Origin of the sequence: Lacticaseibacillus hegangensis, assembly GCF_003946465.1 — a bacterium.
GTDB classification, from domain to species: domain Bacteria; phylum Bacillota; class Bacilli; order Lactobacillales; family Lactobacillaceae; genus Lacticaseibacillus; species Lacticaseibacillus hegangensis.
This window is the reverse complement of the sequence record NZ_RHOL01000005.1, coordinates 57,741-77,860: the sequence shown is the minus strand read 5'-3', so window position 1 is coordinate 77,860 and position 20,120 is coordinate 57,741. Positions and strand designations below refer to the sequence as shown.

The following is a 20,120-nucleotide window of genomic DNA, read 5'->3' as shown; positions in this document are numbered from 1 at the left end:
TTGAATGTCGATTCAAAATAAGCCCCATCTTCGTTTATCTAGACTATACTATCGGTCTCGGATTTCCACCAAGTCGGCCGTGCACATGCACGGTTCACGGACTATCACCGCCGGTCGGGAATTTCACCCTGCCCCTGAAGACGAACCAGTATTTAATTTTTAGTACTTACAAATTATAACCACAGATGTAAGCGCTTGTCAACCTTTTTGCGCCAGCGCTTCAAGGGCGTGAATCTCCTCGCGCTTCAGCGGCCGGTACTCACCGGGCTGCAGGCCTTCCAGCGTCAGCGGGCCGTACTGCTCGCGCGCCAGCTTCATGACCGGATAGCCGATCGCCTTGAACATCTTTTTGACCTGGTGGTTGATGCCTTGGTGAATGGTCAGCTGGATGATGGCGGTATTTTTCAGCTTGTCTGAGCTGATTTGCTTGAAGCGCGCCGGCGCCAGCTTCTTGTGGTCCACCACCAGCCCGTCCTTCAGCGGCATCAGCTTATCGCGGGTCGGAATGCCCTGCACCTTGACGACGTACTTCTTTTCCACTTTGTAGGACGGGTGCATCAGCATGTTGGCAAAATCTCCATCGTTGGTCATGATGAGCAGCCCGGACGCGTCCCAGTCCAGCCGGCCGACCGGGTAGATGCGCTCCTTGACGTCCTCAAAAAAGTCCGTGACGGTGCGGCGGCCCTTGTCATCGGTCACGGCCGAGATCACGTCGCGGGGCTTGTAGAACACGAAGTACTGCTTCTGCTCTTCCTGGTTCAGCGGCACCCCGTCGACTTCGATGGCATCTTGGCTGGTGACTTTAACGCCCATTTGCGACACGACCTCACCGTTGACGGTGACGTGGCCGGCGGCGATCAGCTCCTCTGCGTGGCGGCGTGATGCCACCCCGGCGTTGGCGATGGCTTTTTGCAGGCGTTCTTCATTGGTTTTACTTGGCATGGTTGGATCCTTCCTCTGACTTCGCGTCAGTGGCCTCAGTTGCTGCATCTGCTGATTCTGACGGCGCCGCCTCGGCGTCATCTTCCCCGCTGTCTGGCAGCGTGTGGCGAAAATCGGTGAACAAGTCGACCTCGGTCGGGTCGGCCTTGGCCTCATCCAAAGGCGGCAAGTCGTCTAAGGTGTGCAGGCCAAAGTAGTCCAGGAAAAACGGCGTGGTGGCATAGAGAATCGGCCGCCCCGGCGCATCCTTGCGCCCAGCCTCCTTGATCAGTTGCCGCGACGCCAGCGTGGTCAAGGCGCCGGAGCTTTGCACCCCGCGCACGTCGTCGATTTCCAGGCGCGTGATGGGCTGCTGGTAGGCGATGATCGCCAGCACTTCCAGCGCGGCGTTGGACAACCCGGTGTGCGGCGGACCGGCGAAGTACTGCTTCAAGGCATCCGCGTATTCCGGCTTGGTCAACAGATAATACCGGTCGTCGGCGCTTTGCAGCATCAGGCCGCGACTGGCATCGTCTGCCAGCCCCTGCCCAAACGTAGCCAGCTGCTGGCGCATGGCGGCCGGCGAGATGTTGAGCAGCTGGGCAAATTCAATCAGCCCAACGCCCGCTTCCCCGGCGGTGTACAAAATGGCTTCGATCACGGGCTGCATCAGGCGGCCTCCTTCTTCATCACGGTGATGGGCGCAAACGGTCCGGACTGCTCGCAGATGATCTGGTCCGCCTTCATCAGCGTCAAAATCGCCAAAAAGGTGGTGACCACGCCATCCACCGTATTGACCGCGACCAGCGCGTCAAAGCGGCAGGTGCCGACTTCATCGATTTGTTTGAGCACCTCGGCAATGCGTTTTTCCACCGAAATCGGCTCTGCCTCGATGTGGGCAATCGTCGTTTTGGTCGCCAGCTGCCGCGCGACCACCGCCGCCATTGCGCGGCTGATGTCGTTCAGCTTGACCGAGCCCGGCCGCATCGGCACCTGAACGTCGGCGCCTGGCAGGGACTCAGGCTTGGCATAGGACTGAGAGCGCGCCGTTTCGCGCTCCCGCAGCTGTTCGGCCGCCTCTTGGTACACCTGATAGGTCAACAGCTGGGCGACCAGCCCCGCGCGGGGATCTTCGTATTCGGTGTCCTCGTCCTCAGGATCCGGCTCGGGCTGAGGCAGCAGCATTTTGCTTTTCATCGCCATGAGACTGGCGGCCATAACAAAATAATCACCAGCCACGTCCAGCCGGGCTGTCTGCATGTCATGCAGGTAAGCCAGGTATTGGCTAGTGATCTCTGCGATCGGAATATCGTAAATATCGACTTCATTGGTCCGAATCAGGTGCCAAAGCAGGTCAAGCGGCCCGGAAAAGTCATTCAGCACCAACGTCAGTGCCATCGTGATCCTCTTTTCTATGCTTCGAAAACGCCGCAATCAGGCTCGCGTTGTCCATCGTGCCCATCAGTTTCTTATCCGGGTACTCGGCACACAAATCGCGCAGCACCGCAAACCGCGTCTCGTCGGAGCGCACTGCCGGCGAAAGCGACAGATGCCGCAGCATCACGTAGTCTTCGCCCAGCTCCACGCCGACGACCCCTTCGAAGTCCTCCCCAGGAGCTTCGCGGTACAGGTACAGCACATGCGAATTGTCCGCCGTGTACAGCGTCAGTTCGGTTTTGAGATGATCAATGTCTTTCAGGTCGGGAATGAACGACAAAAAGCCCATCGCGATCTTGGCATAATCATTCTTATACTTGGTTAGCATGATTGCCTCCACAGATTAACTACACTCTAGGATACTTTACCATATCTTAAGACCCCGAACAAATCCCGCGCGGCCGCGGCTTTGGCCTACCCGCGCGGATGGGTCTGATGGTACACGGTCATAATCTTCTTGTTGGACAGGTGCGTGTAAATCTGGGTCGTGGAGATGTCGGCATGGCCAAGCAGCTCCTGCACCACCCGCAGGTCCGCGCCGTTTTCCAGCAAGTTCGTGGCAAAACTGTGGCGCAGCGTGTGCGGTGTGACGTCCTTTTGAATGCCGAGGGCGGCAATGTAGGCCTTGAGGTTCTTCCAGATGCCCTGCCGCGTCAGCTGATGGCCGTGAAAATTGACGAACACGACGCTGGGCTTGCCGCTTTTGATCAGGCGCGGCCGGCTGTCATGCAGGTACTGATTGACCCAGTCGACGGCCTGCGGCGACACCGGCACAATGCGCTGCTTGTCGCCCTTCCCGGTGACTTCCAGCAGGTTCAAACTCAGGTGCAGCTGGTCCAGCCGCAAGTTGACCACCTCGGAGACCCGCAGCCCGGTCGCGTACATCAGCTCAAAAATTGCTCGGTCGCGCAGCCCGAGTGGTTTGTTGACGTCGGGCGCGGCCATCAGCGCATCGATCTCCGGGCCGTTCAGCGTCGCCGGCAGGTGCTTAGTGGGCTTGGGTGAGTCGACCAGCGCCATCGGGTCGGCCTTCACCCGCTCTTCGCGCAGGAGGTACCGGTAAAACCTGCGCATGGCCGAAATCATCCGACTCTGCGACGTCGCGGCCTTGACCTGCGCCTGCGTCGCCAGGAAGGCCTGAATCGAGGCCAAGTCTTCCGGAAAACCTGGCAATTTTTGCTGGTTGACCCAGGCCGTGAATTCGACCAGGTCCTGCCGGTAGCTGGCCTGCGTCGTTTTGGCTAAGCCGCGCTCGATGTCCAGGTAGTGCACAAAATCACCGATCAGATCGGCGCGCGCTTGTTCACTTTTGGTCGGCACGACGGGTCACTCCATTTTCTTCAACGATCAGGCGCGCCTTCAGCAGGTGCCCCAAGGCGCGCTTGAAGGCGCCCTTGCTGATGCCAAACGTCATTTTGATGGCGTCCGGATCACTTTTATCGGTGTAGGGGATCGATTTGCTCGGGTCGTGGTCGATAAAGGCCAGGATCATCGCGGCATCGTCGCCGATCTCCTCGTAAGCGCGCGGGCGCAGCGACAGGTTCAAGGTCCCGTCGTCGCGCACGCCGATCACGCGGCCGTGCACGACCTCGCCGAGCCGCGGCTCCTGCTCGCGCTCGCTGGGGTGAATGAAGCCCAGGTAATAATCATCGGTGATGACATGGGTCCCAGACAGGCGCAGCGCGTACACCGTGGCGGTGACGTCCTGGTTCATCATTGTCGGCTTGGCCTGATTGGCCACGGCTTGGAACATGTTCATGTCCGCCAGCTTGGCCCACAGGCGGTGCTCTTTATCGATGTGCATGGACACCATCAGGCGGTCGCCCTTGGCCGGCCATAGTTTGTGCAGCTCTGGCAGGTCGTCCAAAGACAGGACCAGGTCCTTGTCAGGCAGACCGATATCGATGAACACCCCCAGATCCTTGCGCACGTCAACGACTGTGCCAAAGGCGTAACGGTCGTAACCCACCTCGGGCAGCTTGGTCGTAAAGCGGTCCGCACCGCTTTTATTTTCGTACGCGAAACCGTGCAGTTCGTCGCCCACGGCAGGCTGCGTTTCAAACTCGGCAGCGTCAACGCTCATCGTCACGCCTTGGTACTGCACAAACACCTGAGTCTCGTTAAGATCTGAAACCGTTGCGTCAATAATTTGCCCGTTAAAATTCATCATTTTCTCCTTTAATGCGTTGGCATCAAGTTAAACACGCTGAGAATCACGTACGTCATCCCGCTGGCAATCACCGGCCCGGCCGCAATGCCCTTGAGGAACACCACGCCCAGGATCGTCCCAAACACCAGCGCGACCGTCATTTCGGGATTGCCGGCAAGCAGGCCGACCCCTTTTGACGACAGCACCGCGACCAGAATGCCCATCGCGATGGCGATCCAGCCCGCCGGCGTCTTCATCACGTTCACCAAATCTTGGATCGTGATCTCACCGGTCGCGATCGGCACCATGATGGCCGCCGAAATGATCGTGACGCCCCAGTTGATGCCTTGGGCCTGCATCAGCTTCAGCAGCGGATGCAGCACCGGCACCAGCTTGAGCAGCATCACGAACCCGACGCCGATCATCAGGGCCTTGTTTTTCGACAGGGCGGCGATGCCGAACACCGCGCCAAGGAATAACCAGCTTTCCATGTCTACCTCCGAGGGTACAGTCTAGCTAACACTTTACACGCTTCGGCCAATATTGTCACTAGTTTACATAACGATAACGAGAAAATAATGGCGACCCTTGACCGCGATCAAATTTGGTCAAAAAAGGCTGCTGAATCGCTTCAGCAGCCTCACGCGCTATTTAACCCTGCCGGATCGCTCGCGCCACCATTGAATTAACGCAGCGGCCCCGATCAAGATGAAACACCAGGGCACCAGCGCGGCGACAGCAGCGCGCGTCAGCTGTCCCCGGACGACCAGCGGCTCCCCGTAATGCAGCGTCATCTTCCACCAATAGTCTTGACCCGTGATCAAGAGCTCAATGATGCCGATGCCGCCCAGCAGCAGCAAAATGCGGGTGCTCTCACTAGGCTTCAAATACGCGCCGGTGAAGATGTCGTAGACGATCACCGCCACCATGGTCAGAAAAAAGACCAGCAGAGTCAAAGTGCCCTGATCAGCCACGACTGGATGCCCAACTAACGCGGAGGCCGCGCCATTTAGGCCAAGCAGTCCGAGCAGCAGCCAAAAGCCGCCGGTGAATCCCCGCAACCGTAGCAAGTGTTGTCTCTCATCAAACATCAGCTAGACCCCCTAATGAATGCGTCAGTCTTCCCAGAACAAGTCGTCCAGCGTTTTGCCCAACGCCTTGCAGATCCGCAGGCAAAGCTGAATGGTGGGATTGTAGTCCCCTTTTTCAATGGCCCCGATGGTTTGCCGCGTCACGCCGATCCGTTGAGCCAGCTCGGCCTGCGTCAGATCACGCGCAGTGCGCGCGGCGCGCATGCGTTCATTTTTCATCAATTTTTCCTCGTCATCAGTATACGACCTGAACCAGCAAATGCCAAATATATATTACATTGACCGGTGGGCAATCGCTACTGCGACTTCTGTGAAATAATAAATGGAGGAATGTCTGCCGGAAGTACAGAAGTTAATTAACCAGAGAATGGTCCTCTGAGAAGAATTCACACTTATTGACATTCACCTACTTAGGCGTACATTTGCTGTGTAATCGGTTACATACCATGCGCAAAACCACCAGATTATTCATCTGAAGGGGAACGTTCTTCTCGAAGGAGATAAGTTTCACTTTTCCAACGCTAATTCTTACAATGACGCTTGCAATGCCAGGCTTCATCGTTAAAGCAACAAAGCTGAACGACAGCTCTGCGATACAGGATAATTTAGTAAGCGTGACTGACCCCACCGTGGTCAAGCCAAACACTAAGGAGGGAGAGAAGACCCTGAAATGGATCAGGGTCTTCGACATCAGATAATGAAAAGAAAGGCAATCATCAAGACAATCATTCAATTTGGTCTTACCCTGCTTCTGGGCATCAGTATCGGTGGTTTAGCCGTACATTTTTGGCCGCAGAACACTAACATTCCGAACGAAGGGATTGTAGTGGTTGGCCCCACGCGCGCCAAAACGTTGCGTTATTCTGGACCTGAAGGTAGCGCGACCTTTCCTAATCCAAGCCGCTCGCTTTGCGTAATCGTTCGCCGCCACAACGTCATCGCGGCGTATCGGTTAGTTGACAATCGTTAGCAATAAATATCTGTTGCTAAGTGCAAGTTATCTGCATGATTCCATGGCACAGCGACGGTGCTGGTTATAGAGATTGCTTCGCGGGTCTGCATTGTCAAAGTCGGGGTCGTTGTCAATTGGTGCTGATTAATATGTTCTCGGGAGGACCCTCGTTTTCGAGAGGGCCTTTTGCGATTTTGTGGCTGATAAATTATTCCTTGTCTTGTAAACACCCACCAATCAATCGTAAGCGCCTAAGTTGGTGTAGTGCCCAGTTCTCGGCGCATTACGCCTTGAAATATTGGTCCACACACTACCCCACTACAAAGAAAGCCAGAATCTCTGGCGTAATTGATTTCACAAAAAAAGATCACCCCATCACTGAGGTGACCTTCTTCAAATCGATATGAGCGGAAAGCTTACAGCGTGTTGGTTGCACCCTTGTAAACAATGCCGCGACGGGAATCAACGGTGATGATCTGACCATCGGTGATTGCCTTGAGGGCACCCTCGGCGCCAACAACCACTGGGATCCCCATGGCGATGCCGACAACGGCCGCGTGGGAAGTCAAGCCGCCGTTTTCAACGACAAGAGCGGCCGCCTTTTCGATGGCTGGCAGGTAATCCTTGTCAGTGGTCTTAACCACCAGAATGTCACCCTTTTGCATCTTGGCTGCAGCTTCGTCAGCAGAGGTGGCCAGAACCGCCTTACCAACAGTTGCTTCGTCGCCAACACCAGAACCCTGAACCAGCTTCGAGCCGATCAGTTGGATCTTCATGACGTTGGTGGTGCCAGATTCGCCAACTGGGACGCCGGCAGTGATCAGGATTAGGTCGCCTTCTTCAGCGAAACCAAGCTCCTGAGCCTTCTTGGTCGCAAGGTCGAACATTTCGTCTGTGTTAGCAGGCTTGTCGACAACGACTGGGAAGACACCGCGGTTGATGGTCAGGCCGCGCTGGGTCTTTTCATCAAAGGTCAAAGCCAGGATATCAGCATCTGGGCGATACTTGGAGATCATGCGGGCCGTGTAGCCGGATTCGGTTGCCGCAACAATGGTCTTCACGCCAAGCTTCTTAGCCGTGCGGGCAACTGCAACACCAACGGATTCAGTGACCGACGCATTGTCGTAGTTGCGCTCTGCGTAGCCGCCTTCTTTGGTGATCTGCTCTTCGATGTAGGAATCGATCTTGGACATCGCTGCAACAGATTCAACTGGGTATTCACCGTTAGCGGACTCACCGGAAAGCATGGTGGCGTCGGTGCCGTCAAAGACAGCGTTGGCAACGTCGTTAACTTCGGCACGGGTCGGGCGTGGGTTCTCCTGCATGGAGTCCAGCATCTGCGTTGCAGTGATGACGGGCTTGCCGACATCGTTGCACTTGCGGATCAACGTCTTCTGAACGATCGGGACATGTTCGAATGGGATTTCAACACCCATGTCGCCACGGGCAACCATCAAACCGTCGGACACCTTCAGGATGTCATCGAAGTTGTCGATGCCTTCCTGGGATTCGATCTTCGGGTAGATCTGAACGTTCAGCGCGTCCTTTTCTTCGAGCAGTTCGCGAATGTCCATGACATCCTGCGGCTTGCGGACGAAGGAAGCAGCGATGAAGTTGATGCCATTGTCAAGGCCGAAGCGAATGTCATCGGCATCCTTTTCGGTGATCCCAGGCAGGTTGATCGAAACGCCAGGGGCGTTAACACCCTTGCGGCCGCCGAGGATCCCATCGTTTTGAACGGTGCAGACCAGTTCGCGGTTCTTTTCATCTTTTTCAGTGATCAGCATGTCGATCAAGCCATCATCGAAGAGGACGTGGCCGCCAACGTGCGTGTCGTCGTAAAGACCGTCATAGGTAACAGCGACTTTTTCTTTGGTCCCTTCAAGGGAAGCATCCATTGAGATGCGCACAACATCGCCGGTCTTGAATTCGATCTTGCCGTTCGGGGTGTTCTGAACGGTGGTCCGAATCTCGGCACCCTTGGTGTCAAGCATGATGCCGACAGTCTTGCCGGTGATCTTTTCCGCTTCGTGAACCATGTTCATGCGAGCCAGGTGTTCTTCGTGGTCCCCATGAGAGAAGTTAAACCGGAATACATTAGCGCCTGACTGAATCAGCTTAACGATAATGTCGGTCGTGTTGCTGGCAGGGCCAAGCGTGCTAACGATCTTGGTTTTTTTCATATGTAAAATCGCTCCTTTTGAATTTTTTAACCCGCCTTAACGGCAAATTAACTAATTGATAAACGCGAACTCTGGCTGACTAAACAGCCGTCTAGTAGGAAAGGTCTTCGACCAGTTTGTGCAGCTCCAACTGACTTTCGTGCTTGGAGTTAAACAGATCGGTCATGGCGTGGTTGACCAGCTTGTTGTTCTGGATTCCAACGGCCAGGCCGCCCTTGCCCTGCATCAGCAGTTCAACGGCGTAGGCGCCCATCTCAGAGGCCAGCACCCGATCTTTGGCCGTCGGGTTGCCGCCGCGCTGAACGTGGCCAAGTGTGGTCGCGCGCAGCTGGAAGTCGCCATACTTGGCAAGCTTGTCGGCGAATTCGTCGGCGTGCATGACGCCTTCGGCCAGCACGATGATGGCGTGCTTTTGGCCGCGCTGGCGAGAAGAACGCAACTTCTCGGCAACCTTTTCGATGTCGTAGTCGTGCTCCGGAATGATCACGTCTGCAGCGCCGCCGGCAACGGCCGCCCACATCGCAATGTCACCGCAGTTGCGGCCCATGACCTCAACCACGAACGTGCGCTCATGGCTGGCAGCCGTGTCGTTCAGCTTGTCGATGGCATCCAGGGCGGTGTTGACCGCGGTGTCAAAGCCGATCGTGAAGTCGGTGTACGGAATGTCGTTATCGATCGTGCCTGGCAGGCCGATCGCGTTGTAGCCGTGCTGAGTCAGCTTCAAGGCGCCGTGGTAAGACCCGTCGCCGCCGATAACGACCAGCGCGTCGATGCCAAACTTATTCAGCTGCGCGATGCCCTTGAGTTGAACTTCTTCCTTTTCAAACTCAGGGTAGCGGGCGGAGTAAAGCATGGTCCCGCCGCGCTTGATCACATCGTTGACGGCAGCCGCGTCGATTTGGAAAATATCGCCGGCAACCAGACCCGCGAAGCCATAATTAATGCCGAAGACTTCAAGGCCTTCGGTCAGGGCTTTGCGGGAAACCGCACGAACAGCAGCATTCATGCCAGGGGCGTCGCCACCACTGGTCATAATCCCAATGCGTTTCATCATTTCACCTCATGATTTTTCTTTCGGGGCACGCCCCTAACACTCGTTAAGCATATCACTTTTCAGAAAAGTTGTCGCCTGAAGCCGCAGAATTTTCTCATTTTTCATCAGTGCCGCCAAGCCGCTGGCGCACAACGTTTTGCTCGCCTACCAGCCCGCCTAAAATGGTGACGGTTTCATCGCTGTCATCGACCCAATAGCGCTGATTCAAAATGATGCTTTCACGGGTCTTGCCGTTGACCATGATCACCGGGGTCCCACCGCGGTGTTTGGCCAGCGTTTGCATCAAGGCCTTTTGACCGGCCTTGTCGTCTGGGTCGGCCAAGCGGATGAAGAGCTTGCTTTGCGGCAGCTTGGCCAGCGCTTCGTCCCCCAGCTCAATGCGGTTGGCAATCAGCTGCAGGCCGTCGCGCTCTTCGACCTTGCCCTGCACCACGATCACCTGGTCCTCATGGTACTCGGCAATTGCCGGATACAGCTTGGGGAAAACCGTCACGCTCAGCTGGCCGGCCCCGTCTTGGCCGTCCAAAAACGCCATCTCCTGGCCTTTTTTGGTGCGAATGCGCTTGATGCGGCGAATCACCAGCACCACCGTGACCTGGGTCTGACCCTCAAGCTCCGCCGAGGACACCAGCGGCATGAACGGGCTGAGTGCCTCGACGTAGCGATCCACTGGGTGGCCAGAGAGGTAGACCCCAAGCACCGCCGCTTCTTGGTCAAGCTGCGCGGTCGCACTCAGCCGCGGCACCTGGATGGTTTTCGGCTGAAACGCCGCAAACAAGGTCACGTCATTGCCGGCCAGCTTGACCGTCTCGATCAGCTCGCTTAAGTTGGCCTGCACCTGAGCGCGGTTGTCATCGAACTGGTCGAACGCGCCCGCCTGGACCATCGCGGTGAAGTTCTCAGGCTTGAGCCACTTGCTGTCGATGCGCTGCAAGACGTCCTGCAGCGACTTGAAGGGCCCGTTTTGGCGCGCCGAAAGCAGCGCGTCGGCAAAATCGCGCCGCAGCCCCTTAATCGACAGCAGCCCAAACCGCAGCGCCTGGCCTTCAATTCGGAACACCAGCCCGGAGCGGTTAATGTCCGGCCCCAGCACCTTAATTTTACGACTCTTCAGCTCCTGGACATACTGACGCAACTTGGCGGCGTTGTTCAGGCTGCCGTTCATCAGCGCCGCAAAAAACGCGGTCGGGTAATGCACCTTAATATAGGCCAGCCAAAACGCGATCATCGAGTACGCCACCGCATGACTGCGGTTGAACCCGTAGTTGGCAAAGTGATCGATGTAGTCGTAGACCGTTTCGGCCGTCTGCTGGTCAAACCCCTTGGCCTTGGCGCCGGCGATGAACTTAGTCTGCTCGGCGGCCAGCACTGCGGCCTTTTTCTTACTCATCGCGCGCCGCAGCAAATCCGCTTCGCCCAGCGAAAATCCGCCCATGGTGCTGGCCACCTGCATGACCTGCTCCTGGTAGACCAGCACACCGTATGTCGGCTCAAGAATGGGCTTAAGGGCATCCGCGGGGTACGTGATCGGCTCCTGGCCGTGCTTGCGCTTGATGAAGGTATCAATCTGCTCCATTGGCCCCGGCCGGTACAGCGCGTTGGTCGCCACGACGTCTTCAAACGCCGTGGGCTGCAGGCGCCGCAGGACCGAGCGAATGCCGGCGGATTCAAACTGGAACACGCCGTTGGTGTCACCGCGCGCAAACAGCTTCAAAGTCGCCGCGTCGTCCAGCGGAATGGCCTTGGGATCAAAGGGTTTCTTGGTTTGGTACGTGATTGCCTGGGTCGCGCGGGCTAAAATGCTGAGGTTGCGCAGCCCCAGAAAATCGATTTTCAGCAGACCCAGGCGCTCGACGTTGGTCATGGTGACTTGCGTCTGCGCAATACCATCCCCGCCGTCTTGCACCGCGACCGTGTCGGTCAACGGCTCCTGAGCGAGCACAATGCCGGCCGCGTGGGTCGAGTAGTGCCGCGGCAGACCTTCCAGCGCCAGCGCTGTTTGGTACAAGGCCCGGTTTTGGTCCGAGTCGGAAATCAGGTTGCGCAGCGGCAGCGAGTCCTTGTAGGCCGTCGTCAGATTGATTTTAAACATCGCCGGAATGGCCTTGCTCCACTTGTCGCTGTCGAACTGGGACAGGCCAAACACGCGCGCCACGTCGCGGATCGCCTGCTTAGCGCCAAACGTGCCAAAGGTGATGATCTGGGCCATATGTTCCTGCCCGTAAAACTCGTGGACATAGGCAATCAGCTCCTGGCGCCGGTCGTCGGGAATGTCGATGTCGATATCGGGCATCTGCTGGCGCGCCGGATTCAGGAACCGTTCAAACAGCAGATTGTACTTCAGCGGATCAACTTCGGTGATGGCCAAGGCGTACGCGACCAGCGACCCGGCGGCCGACCCGCGCCCAGGCCCCATCATGATCCCGACCTCATGGGCGTGGTTCATGACATCCCAGACGACCAGGAAGTAATCGGCAAACCCCATTTCGTTGATCACTTTCAGCTCGTAGGTCAGCCGGTCTTGGTAAGCCTTGGGCACAGTCTGCCCGTTAAAGCGCTTGGCCAGGCCCTGGCTCGCCAGCGTGTGGAGATAGTCCTTGGCCGGCACATCATTCGGGGTGGGAAAATGAGGGAGCTGCGGCTGTTTGAACTCGATGGTGACTGCGCAGCGGTCCACCAGCGCCTGCAGATTATCCAGCGCCTGAGTCTGGCCGGCCTGCTCAAACGGCGCGGCCGCGGCATCCGCCTGGGTCAACCAGTGAGGCCCGGCGTCCATCAGTGTGGGGTCGCGAAAGTTGAGCTGGGCGCCATCCTTGATCGCCCCCATCACCTTTTGCGTGAAGGCGTCGGTGGGATTCAGGTAGCTGACATCACTCAGCGCCAGCAGCGGCAAGGCATTGGCCGCAGCGAACTGCGGCAGGGTCGTGCCGAGCTCCTGGGCGGTGACACCCAAATAAAGGCTGGCCGGCTGCTTGGCGGCCAGCGCCTTAAAGTAGTCCTCGGCCGGCTGTTTGCGGTCTTTGAAAGCTGGGCTCAGCAAATAAGCCCCCGTTACGATCACGGCCAGGCCGGTCAGGTCAGGCAGCGTTTCAAGCGTCGGCTGAGCCTGGGGCATCATGATTGCACTGGACAGCCGCAGCAGCTGGTGATAGCCGGCCGTAGTCTCGGCCACGACCAGAAACTCGCAGTCGGGCAGCTGGACCGTCATTCCCAGCAGCGGTTTGATTCCTGCCTTTTGGGCCTGCGAATAAAAATCAACGATCCCGTAGACCACGTTGACATCGCTGAGCCCGATGGCAGAAAAGCCCCGCTCCTTGGCCGCGCCGATGATCTGTTCCAGCGTAAGCGGGCTTTGCAGCAGTGAATAGCTGCTTTTGACTTGAATATGGGTAAACATCGTTTCACCTCGCTTTCCATTATACCCGAACCGGCGTGCACTTCCCGGTTGCATTTTGCCCCCGGCGTGATAAGATGAATTTCAGAAAAGAGGGATACCATGCGCTATATCGCAACTCTAGTCTGGGGCGTCATCCTCGGTCAAGTCGTCGGCTTTCTGGCCAGCGCGCTGACGGGCGGCACTTACGACCCTAAGCTTTCGACCATCGTCTCTGTGATCTTCACGATCATCCTCTTCGTCCTCCCGCCGATCATGAAACACTTCGATCCGACGACTGATGAAAAGAAAACCAATTAATTTCTGAAACTGCCCTGCCGCTTGCGGTGGGGTTTTTTCGTGCCGGTCGCAAAAAATTGCATAAAAAAAGCGCCGACCAGCGACGCTTCTCATCAATCTTCATCTGGCAAGTACGGCAGCACCGTGTAATCGGCGTTCAGGTCGCGGCAGCAATAATACAGCGCCTCGTCGTCATCCCCGATGTCCGGAAAGTGCAAGACGCCGATGACGCGCGCGGGCTGCTGCGCAGTCGGGGGCTCGATGCGTTCAAAATCGAATTTGAACCAGCGCGCGCCGAACGCCCCATCACCGGCGAACCAGTCCGCCACCGAGGCTTCCAGCTGCTCGCCGGAAACTTTCGGATCAAGCGGAAAAAACGCGATTCTCACCGTGCGGTCGCATTCTTCCTCGTCATCCGCCATTGCCGTGCCTCCTTTACTAGGCCACTCTAGGCAACTTACTTGGTCACGTAAATGAACAGATCATCGGCCGAGGCGCCGACGTCAAACTTGACGCCGTTGCTCTTGATGGTCTTGATTGTGGTGTTGGAACCGTCCTGATCCTTCAAGGCCTTCTGGAAGTCCTTGCCGACCTTCTTGGCGTCGGCACCCACCGCGTTGGCAAGCAGGCCGAACATCTGGCCGAACTGAGCCTGCTTGGACTTGTTCTTCATGTCCTTGATTGGGGCGATCTGCGTTGCGGAGATCAGCTGCCCGTCTTGGACGTTGACCCGCAGTTTCCCACCGGCCGCGTTCAAGGCCTGTTTCAGCCCCGAAACGCTGGTCGGCAGCTGCTGATCCTTGGTTTTGGCCGTGGCAGTTTTGATTGCCGCCTGTAGGGCCTTTTGCTGGGCCACAATCTGCTGCTGCTGTGCCACTGGCAGCGCCGCAATTTCCTGCGCGGTCGGCTGCTTCTGAGTGGCCGTCGTCTGAAGCTGTTTTTGAATGTCAGCCGGCAGCGCGGTCGCGATGATGGCCTGGTTGTACTTCTTGGCGATCGTCGTGTAGTCGCCCAGGGACTTGGCCGCCTTCACGGTCGCGTGAACGGTTTCGTCGCCAGCCTTGACGGTCACCTTCTGCTGCTTGGTGGTCATCGGGATGGTAAAGGTGAATTTCCCGTCGTTCACCGGGGTCTTGCCGGATTCAGAGTCCGCTTGATAGCTGACAGACTTGCCGCTGGCGTCGCCCTTGACGATCGCCACCATCCCCGAATTACTGTAAGTCGTCTTGCTGGTGCTCAGCTTCGTGCCACAACCGGCGAGCGTGAGCACGGCGGCCAGGCCAACGAAAAGTGATCCTAATTTTTTCATGTATGTATTACCTTTCTTTGTTTCAGTCTGTGCACCAGATTACCGCGTTCCGGTCAAAAACGCAACGAAAATGTGACTAGGTGTCACATTTTCGGCAAAACCGTAAAGTTGTGGTCGGCACTGGCAGTGATGACGGGATGCGCCTGCAGGTAATCGGCGATCAGCTCGGTCATGTCCTTCTGGTTCTCGCGCACGATCTTGCTGGCGTCGAACATCGCAAAATTGCCGCCGCCTGCTGCACGGTAAGAATTGGTGGTCACCTCGTAGAACTGGTCGGCCGCAACCGGCACGCCGTGGTAAGTCAGCTGCGACACCCGCTCGCCCACCGGCCGGGTGATGTCCAACGTGTAGTCGAGGCCCTGATACATGTCGTAGTTGTAATACTGCGGCTTGGGATTGGCGAAGCGCTCGGTGACGACTAGCTTGCCATTTTGCAGCGTGAAGAACTCGGCGCACTGCTCAAGCGCGGCCTTGATATCGGCGCCAGACAAGCGCAGCACCGCCAGCGTGTTGGGATAAATGTAGTTGGTGACCACATCGCGCATGGTGATGGTCGCGCCAAAGCCGGTGCCTTCATTGTTGAACAAGGCGGTGCCGGCGATGTCGGTGCCGGTCGCGGCCATTTGCACCTGATTGATGAACTCGATGTACGGCGTTTCCACCAGCCGCGCCGCCTGCGGATCGCGGATGGTCATGTCGCCTTCCACGCGGCCCAGCGGCGAATCCAGCCATTCCTCGGTGTCATTTTGCGTCTGGGCAACGGCCGCCAGCACGTCAGCATCGGCCGGCGCCGCCCCGGTTGGGACCAGCTTAGCGGCCGCCCCTGCGACCTGCCAGCCGCTGGCCGTCTGGCTCAGCTCCAGGGTGATCACCCCGACGTCGGCGCCGCGGTAGCCGGGCTGCGTGGTCGGCACGCCGTTGACCAGCCCGGCCAGTTCGCGGTGCTGATGGCCGGTGACCAAGGCGTCCACGCCGTTCAACTGACTCAGCTGATAGCCGACATTTTCGCCGGTCAGCGCCTCAGTCGGTTCCCCGGTTTCCAGGTCGCGCTCAAACCCGCCGTGGTAGGCGATCACGACCACATCCGCCAGCTCGTGCAGCCGCGGCAGCCACTGGCGCGCCACGTCAACGGGACTGGCGAAGGTCAGGTCGTGAATGTGTGCCTGCCCTTCCCAGTGCGGAATGTAGCTGGTGGTCAGACCCAGCACGGCGACCTTCACCCCGCCTTTTTCAAAAATCCGGTAGGGCTGACCGAACGCCGACTGGCCGTGATCCAATATGTTGGCGCACAGCACCGGATAGTTCAAGGTGGCGATGGCGCGGCTCAGGTACTCACGCCCGTAATTGAACTCGTGGTTGCCCACGATACCAAGGTCATAGCCCACCTGGTTGTAGGCTGCGGTTTCCAGCGCCGGATCCTGCTTGATGCTGGCGGCGTAATACGAAAGCGGCGACCCCTGCAGGTAGTCGCCGTTTTCAATCGTCAGCACCGGCCCTGGCGCGGCGTGGCGCAGCTGGTCGATCACGGTTTTCGCCTTGCTCAGCGAAAAGGGCAGATCCTGGTCGCGCCGCACGTAGTTGGTGGGGACAATGTACCCGTGAGTGTCACTGGTCGACAGAATCGTTAGCTTCACGGTTATTTCTCCTTCTTGCCGGTGGGTTTGGGCATCACCATGGTCACCATGGCGGAAACGAGCATCTTCTGCAGCACCGCGTTGATGGCCAGCGACACCATCGCGCTTTGCACCTTGATGGTATCTTCCTTGGTCACCTTGTTGATCAGCACGCCGCCGGCAAAGTTGGTATTGGCCTGCTGCAAGGCGCCGGCAAAGTTCATGATGAACGCGTCAAACGCCTGCTGTTTTTCGCGGCCCTGCAGCTGGTAGTCGATGCCAGCGGCGATCTCGTCCAGCGAAAAAACGGACTTTAAAATCGCGATGATCAAAATGTTCGCGACTTGGCCGCGGCTGTACTTCTTCTTGGTCGGCGGGGTGATCACGCCTTTTTTGACGTAATTGTTGACCATGGTCGCGGTCAGCTCACCCAGATCCAGCGGTGCAAGCAGCTCATTGACATACTGCACCACCTGGTCCATGTACAAGTCGAACTGCGGCAGGTCGGCCCAGCGCGGCAGCTGCACCTGCTGCAGTGACTTCAGGTACGCAAAATACTCTTCATCTTCAGCCATGATGATCCTCCTTCATTTCCTGCTTCCAGTATAACACGAGAGCTAGTCTTTAAGACTAGATGGCAAGCATAAAAAAAGCCGCAAACCAATTTGGTCTGCGGCAAAGGCCCATTACGCCTTAGCGTCGGTATCCTTTTTGAGCACCTGAGCGCCCTTGTAGAAGCCCTTAGGTGAAACGTGATGAGAGACACGGTATTCGCCGGTCGCTGCGTCGAACTGCAAGTTCGGCACATTCAACTTAATGTGACCGCGGCGCATACGCTTTTTGGTTTTTGAAGTCCTGCGTGCTGGAACTGCCATGAGCGGAAAACCCCTTTTGTTTTAGATTTCTTTACTACTATACCGGACCGGGCCAAAATTGCAAGGCCAAGCGGCATTGATAGCCTGTTGCTATCACAGCATGACTAATCATACTAAAATATGCGCGTCAAGGCAAGACCTTTACAGGTAAAATTTATGCTTCCGCCGGCGTTGGCGCATTTTCCTCGCTGGCAAAGTCTAAAGCGCCATCCTTCACGCCGATCGTCACCGTGGAATCCGGCAGAATCTGGCCGCCGATCAGCTGCTTGGCCAGCGGTGTTTCGACCGCCGTGGTGATCAATCGCTGCAGCGGCCGGGCGCCGTAAGCCGGCTCGTAGCCCTTGTTGGCCAGCCACTCTTCGGCCGCCGGCGTCACGTCGAGCGTGATGTTCTGGTCCGCCAAGCGGCCACCCAGCTGCTTCAAATCTTTGACCGCGATCTTTTCCACGTCTTCCAGCCGCAGCGGGTTGAACATGATGATGTCATCGATCCGGTTCAGGAACTCCGGCTTGAAGTGACTGCGTACCTGCGCCATGACCTGGTCCTTGGCATTCTGGGTGATTTTGCCGTCGTCTTCCACGCCGTCCAGCAGCGCTTCGGAGCCCAGGTTGGAGGTCATGATGATGATGGTGTTCTTGAAGTCGACGGTGCGGCCCTGGCTGTCGGTCAGGCGCCCGTCATCGAGCACCTGCAGCAAAATGTTGAACACATCCGGGTGCGCCTTTTCAATCTCGTCCAGCAGCACGATGGTGTACGGATTGCGCCGCACGGCCTCGGTCAGCTGGCCGCCTTCCTCGTAGCCGACATAGCCTGGGGCCGCCCCGACCAGCCGGGACACGGAAATTTTATCCATGTACTCGGACATGTCGATGCGGACCATGTGCTTTTCGGAATCAAACAGGTTGTCCGCCAGCGACTTGGCCAGCTCGGTCTTCCCGACCCCGGTAGGCCCGAGGAACAGAAAGCTGCCCAGCGGCCGCGACGGATCCTGCAGACCGGCCCGCGACCGCAGCACCGCGTCAGATACCGCGTCGACGGCCTCGTCTTGGCCGATCACCCGCTGGTGCAAGTGCTCAGGCAGGTGCAGCAGCTTCTGCCGGTCGCCTTCGACCAGCTTGGCCACCGGAATGCCGGTTTGCCGCGAGATCACCGCGGCGATTTCATTTTCGGTGACGGATTCCTGGACCAGCCAGGCGTCCGGCCGGTCGGTGGCCTCGAGCTCTTTGAGCTCTTTTTCAAGTTGCGGAATGGTGCCGTGCTGCAAGCGGGCGGCGGTTTCCAAGTCGTAGCGGCTTTGCGCGTCTTCCAGCTCGTGCTTGGCCTTATCGATGGCTTCCTTCTTCTCGTTGAGCTGGTTGATGTCTTTCTTTTCGGCATCCCACTGCGCCTTGAGTTTGGCGGTTTGCTCCTTGGTGTTCGCCAGTTCCTGTTCGGCCTGCTTCAGGCGCTTTTCGCTGGCGGGGTCGGTTTCCTTCTTCAGGGCCTGTTCCTCGATTTCCAGCTGCATCTGCTTGCGCTCGGCCATGTCCAGCGCGGTCGGCCGCGAATTCATTTCGACGTTGATCTCCGCACTGGCCTCATCAATCAGGTCGATGGCCTTGTCAGGCAGGTAGCGGTCGGTGATGTAGCGATTCGACAGCGTCGCGGCGGCCACCAGCGCCGAATCGTGAATGCGCACGCCGTGGAAAATCTCGAAGCGCTCCTTCAGCCCGCGCAGAATCGAAATGGTGTCCTCGACTGACGGCTCTTGGATCAGCACCCGCTGGAACCGGCGCTCCAGGGCCTTGTCCTTTTCAATGTTCTCGCGGTACTCGTCCAGGGTGGTCGCGCCGATCAGGTGCAGCTCGCCGCGCGCCAGCATCGGCTTGAGCAAGTTGCCCGCATCCATTGAACCTTCCGTCTTGCCGGCGCCGACGATGGTGTGAATCTCGTCGATGAACAGTAGAATCTGGCCTTCGCTTTTCTTGACCTCGTTCAGAACCGACTTCAGGCGTTCCTCAAAGTCGCCGCGGTACTTGGCCCCGGCCAGCAGACTGCCCATGTCCAGCGAGATAATGGTCTTGTTCTTCAGGTTATCCGGCACGTCGTTGCGCACGATGCGCTGCGCCAGGCCTTCAACGATTGCCGTTTTGCCGACGCCGGGTTCGCCAATCAGGACTGGGTTGTTCTTGGTTTTGCGCGACAAGATGCGGATCACGTTGCGAATTTCCTCGTCGCGGCCGATGATCGGATCCATTTTGCCGGAGCGGGCCTCTTTGACCAGGTCGGTGCCGTACTTTTCCAGGGCCTTGTAGGTGTTTTCGGCCGTCTTTGAGGTGACTTTCTGACCGCCGCGGGCCTTGTCGACGACCTTGCGGAACTTTTTTTCCGTCAGGCCGTTATCGGTCAGGTACTTGGTGATGGCATTATACGGCTGGTCAAACAGCGCCAGCAGCACGTCTTCGGTCGCGATGTACTCGTCGCCCAGGCTCGTTTTGACCTTGTCGGCATCCTGGAACAGCTGATACAGGTTCTGGCTCATGTTCTGGCCGTAACTGCTGGCCCCTTCGACCACCGGCTCTTGGTCGATGGCCTGATCGATGGTGGCGTTCAGGCCATTTAGGTCGATGCCGGCGTCTTGATACAGCTGAGCGCCGAGGTCGCCCTTTTGGACCATGCTTTTAATCACTTCTGGAATATCGATTTCTTGATGGTGCCGCACCTGCGCGATTTGCTGCGCGGCGGCAACGGCTTCCGTGACTGCTTGCGTAAAACTATCAGGATTCATAAAAATCCCCTCCTTCGACGGCATTGATGAGCCGACGTGCTCGTGATGTTCACTACCCTTATAGTCTAACAAATTGGGTTTGGTCAAAACAGGTCA

Annotated in this window: 21 protein-coding genes and 1 riboswitch; of the genes, 3 read left to right on the top strand and 18 right to left on the bottom strand. The window is 57.5% G+C overall.

Annotated features, from left to right (window positions below; all coding sequences use genetic code 11):
* Window positions 1-22: 22 nt before the first annotated feature.
* A riboswitch (FMN riboswitch) is annotated at window positions 23-146 on the bottom strand.
* A 52-nt stretch (window positions 147-198) separates the two neighbouring features.
* The 9 genes from EKM86_RS02175 to EKM86_RS02135 form a co-directional block, all read right to left on the bottom strand.
* The gene (locus EKM86_RS02175; RefSeq protein WP_125754878.1) at window positions 199-942 is read right to left on the bottom strand and encodes a pseudouridine synthase; all 744 of its coding nucleotides are present in this window, start codon (window positions 940-942) and stop codon (window positions 199-201) included.
* Window positions 932-1,591 carry an SMC-Scp complex subunit ScpB gene (gene scpB / locus EKM86_RS02170; RefSeq protein ID WP_125754877.1) on the bottom strand — a complete coding sequence of 220 codons (660 nt, stop codon included), beginning with the start codon at window positions 1,589-1,591 and terminating at the stop codon, window positions 932-934. The genes EKM86_RS02175 and scpB overlap by 11 nt, the downstream gene beginning before the upstream one ends.
* A complete protein-coding gene (locus EKM86_RS02165; RefSeq protein WP_125754876.1) occupies window positions 1,591-2,319 on the bottom strand; it encodes a segregation and condensation protein A in 729 nt (242 codons plus the stop codon). The genes scpB and EKM86_RS02165 overlap by 1 nt, the downstream gene beginning before the upstream one ends.
* On the bottom strand, window positions 2,294-2,686 hold the full coding sequence (locus tag EKM86_RS02160) for an N-acetyltransferase (RefSeq protein ID WP_125754875.1): 393 nt from the start codon (window positions 2,684-2,686) through the stop codon (window positions 2,294-2,296). Before EKM86_RS02160 ends, EKM86_RS02165 begins: the two co-directional genes overlap by 26 nt.
* An 86-nt stretch (window positions 2,687-2,772) precedes the next feature.
* Window positions 2,773-3,678, bottom strand: coding sequence for a site-specific tyrosine recombinase XerD (gene xerD / locus EKM86_RS02155; protein ID WP_125754874.1), 906 nt, complete (start codon window positions 3,676-3,678; stop codon window positions 2,773-2,775).
* Window positions 3,662-4,525, bottom strand: coding sequence for a S1-like domain-containing RNA-binding protein (locus EKM86_RS02150; protein ID WP_125754905.1), 864 nt, complete (start codon window positions 4,523-4,525; stop codon window positions 3,662-3,664). Before EKM86_RS02150 ends, xerD begins: the two co-directional genes overlap by 17 nt.
* Before the next feature lie 11 nt (window positions 4,526-4,536).
* Window positions 4,537-4,998: a DUF441 domain-containing protein gene (locus EKM86_RS02145; protein WP_125754873.1), complete on the bottom strand. Its 462-nt coding sequence runs from the start codon at window positions 4,996-4,998 to the stop codon at window positions 4,537-4,539.
* 156 nt (window positions 4,999-5,154) lie between these two features.
* Window positions 5,155-5,598, bottom strand: a complete 444-nt coding sequence (locus EKM86_RS02140; protein ID WP_125754872.1) for a hypothetical protein — start codon at window positions 5,596-5,598, stop codon at window positions 5,155-5,157.
* 24 nt (window positions 5,599-5,622) lie between these two features.
* Window positions 5,623-5,817: a helix-turn-helix transcriptional regulator gene (locus tag EKM86_RS02135; RefSeq protein WP_125754871.1), complete on the bottom strand. Its 195-nt coding sequence runs from the start codon at window positions 5,815-5,817 to the stop codon at window positions 5,623-5,625.
* A gap of 314 nt (window positions 5,818-6,131) precedes the next feature.
* Between EKM86_RS02135 and EKM86_RS12310 the strand changes: the two genes are divergently transcribed.
* Window positions 6,132-6,296 (top strand): hypothetical protein, encoded by a 165-nt coding sequence (locus tag EKM86_RS12310; RefSeq protein ID WP_164506132.1) that lies wholly within the window; start codon window positions 6,132-6,134, stop codon window positions 6,294-6,296.
* Complete coding sequence (locus tag EKM86_RS02130) at window positions 6,269-6,568, top strand: hypothetical protein (RefSeq protein ID WP_125754870.1); 300 nt, start codon at window positions 6,269-6,271, stop codon at window positions 6,566-6,568. Before EKM86_RS12310 ends, EKM86_RS02130 begins: the two co-directional genes overlap by 28 nt.
* Window positions 6,569-6,966: 398 nt before the next feature.
* Here the strand turns inward: EKM86_RS02130 and pyk are convergent, their stop codons facing one another.
* The 3 genes from pyk to dnaE all read right to left on the bottom strand — a co-directional run bounded on the left by pyk (window position 6,967) and on the right by dnaE (window position 13,184).
* Window positions 6,967-8,733 carry a pyruvate kinase gene (gene pyk, locus EKM86_RS02125; protein WP_125754869.1) on the bottom strand — a complete coding sequence of 589 codons (1,767 nt, stop codon included), beginning with the start codon at window positions 8,731-8,733 and terminating at the stop codon, window positions 6,967-6,969.
* A 91-nt stretch (window positions 8,734-8,824) separates the two neighbouring features.
* Entirely contained in the window at window positions 8,825-9,784 is a 960-nt protein-coding gene (gene pfkA, locus EKM86_RS02120) for a 6-phosphofructokinase (protein ID WP_125754904.1), read from the bottom strand.
* Window positions 9,785-9,881: 97 nt separating this feature from the next.
* Window positions 9,882-13,184 (bottom strand): DNA polymerase III subunit alpha, encoded by a 3,303-nt coding sequence (gene dnaE, locus EKM86_RS02115; RefSeq protein WP_125754868.1) that lies wholly within the window; start codon window positions 13,182-13,184, stop codon window positions 9,882-9,884.
* Between the two features lie 99 nt (window positions 13,185-13,283).
* Here dnaE and EKM86_RS02110 point away from each other — a divergent pair, with 99 nt between their 5' ends.
* Window positions 13,284-13,481 carry a YjzD family protein gene (locus EKM86_RS02110; RefSeq protein WP_125754867.1) on the top strand — a complete coding sequence of 66 codons (198 nt, stop codon included), beginning with the start codon at window positions 13,284-13,286 and terminating at the stop codon, window positions 13,479-13,481.
* 92 nt (window positions 13,482-13,573) lie between these two features.
* Here EKM86_RS02110 and EKM86_RS02105 read toward each other — a convergent pair whose 3' ends face one another.
* From EKM86_RS02105 to clpB, 6 genes are all read right to left on the bottom strand, one after another.
* Window positions 13,574-13,882 carry a hypothetical protein gene (locus EKM86_RS02105; protein ID WP_125754866.1) on the bottom strand — a complete coding sequence of 103 codons (309 nt, stop codon included), beginning with the start codon at window positions 13,880-13,882 and terminating at the stop codon, window positions 13,574-13,576.
* Window positions 13,883-13,917: 35 nt separating this feature from the next.
* Window positions 13,918-14,769, bottom strand: coding sequence for a hypothetical protein (locus EKM86_RS02100; RefSeq protein WP_125754865.1), 852 nt, complete (start codon window positions 14,767-14,769; stop codon window positions 13,918-13,920).
* An 83-nt stretch (window positions 14,770-14,852) separates the two neighbouring features.
* Window positions 14,853-16,403, bottom strand: a complete 1,551-nt coding sequence (locus EKM86_RS02095) for a bifunctional metallophosphatase/5'-nucleotidase (protein ID WP_125754864.1) — start codon at window positions 16,401-16,403, stop codon at window positions 14,853-14,855.
* A gap of 2 nt (window positions 16,404-16,405) precedes the next feature.
* On the bottom strand, window positions 16,406-16,957 hold the full coding sequence (locus tag EKM86_RS02090; protein ID WP_125754863.1) for a DUF1836 domain-containing protein: 552 nt from the start codon (window positions 16,955-16,957) through the stop codon (window positions 16,406-16,408).
* Between the two features lie 111 nt (window positions 16,958-17,068).
* A complete protein-coding gene (rpmF, locus tag EKM86_RS02085) occupies window positions 17,069-17,257 on the bottom strand; it encodes a 50S ribosomal protein L32 (protein WP_125754862.1) in 189 nt (62 codons plus the stop codon).
* Between the two features lie 154 nt (window positions 17,258-17,411).
* Window positions 17,412-20,024: an ATP-dependent chaperone ClpB gene (gene clpB, locus EKM86_RS02080; RefSeq protein ID WP_125754861.1), complete on the bottom strand. Its 2,613-nt coding sequence runs from the start codon at window positions 20,022-20,024 to the stop codon at window positions 17,412-17,414.
* Between the last annotated feature and the right edge of the window lie 96 nt (window positions 20,025-20,120).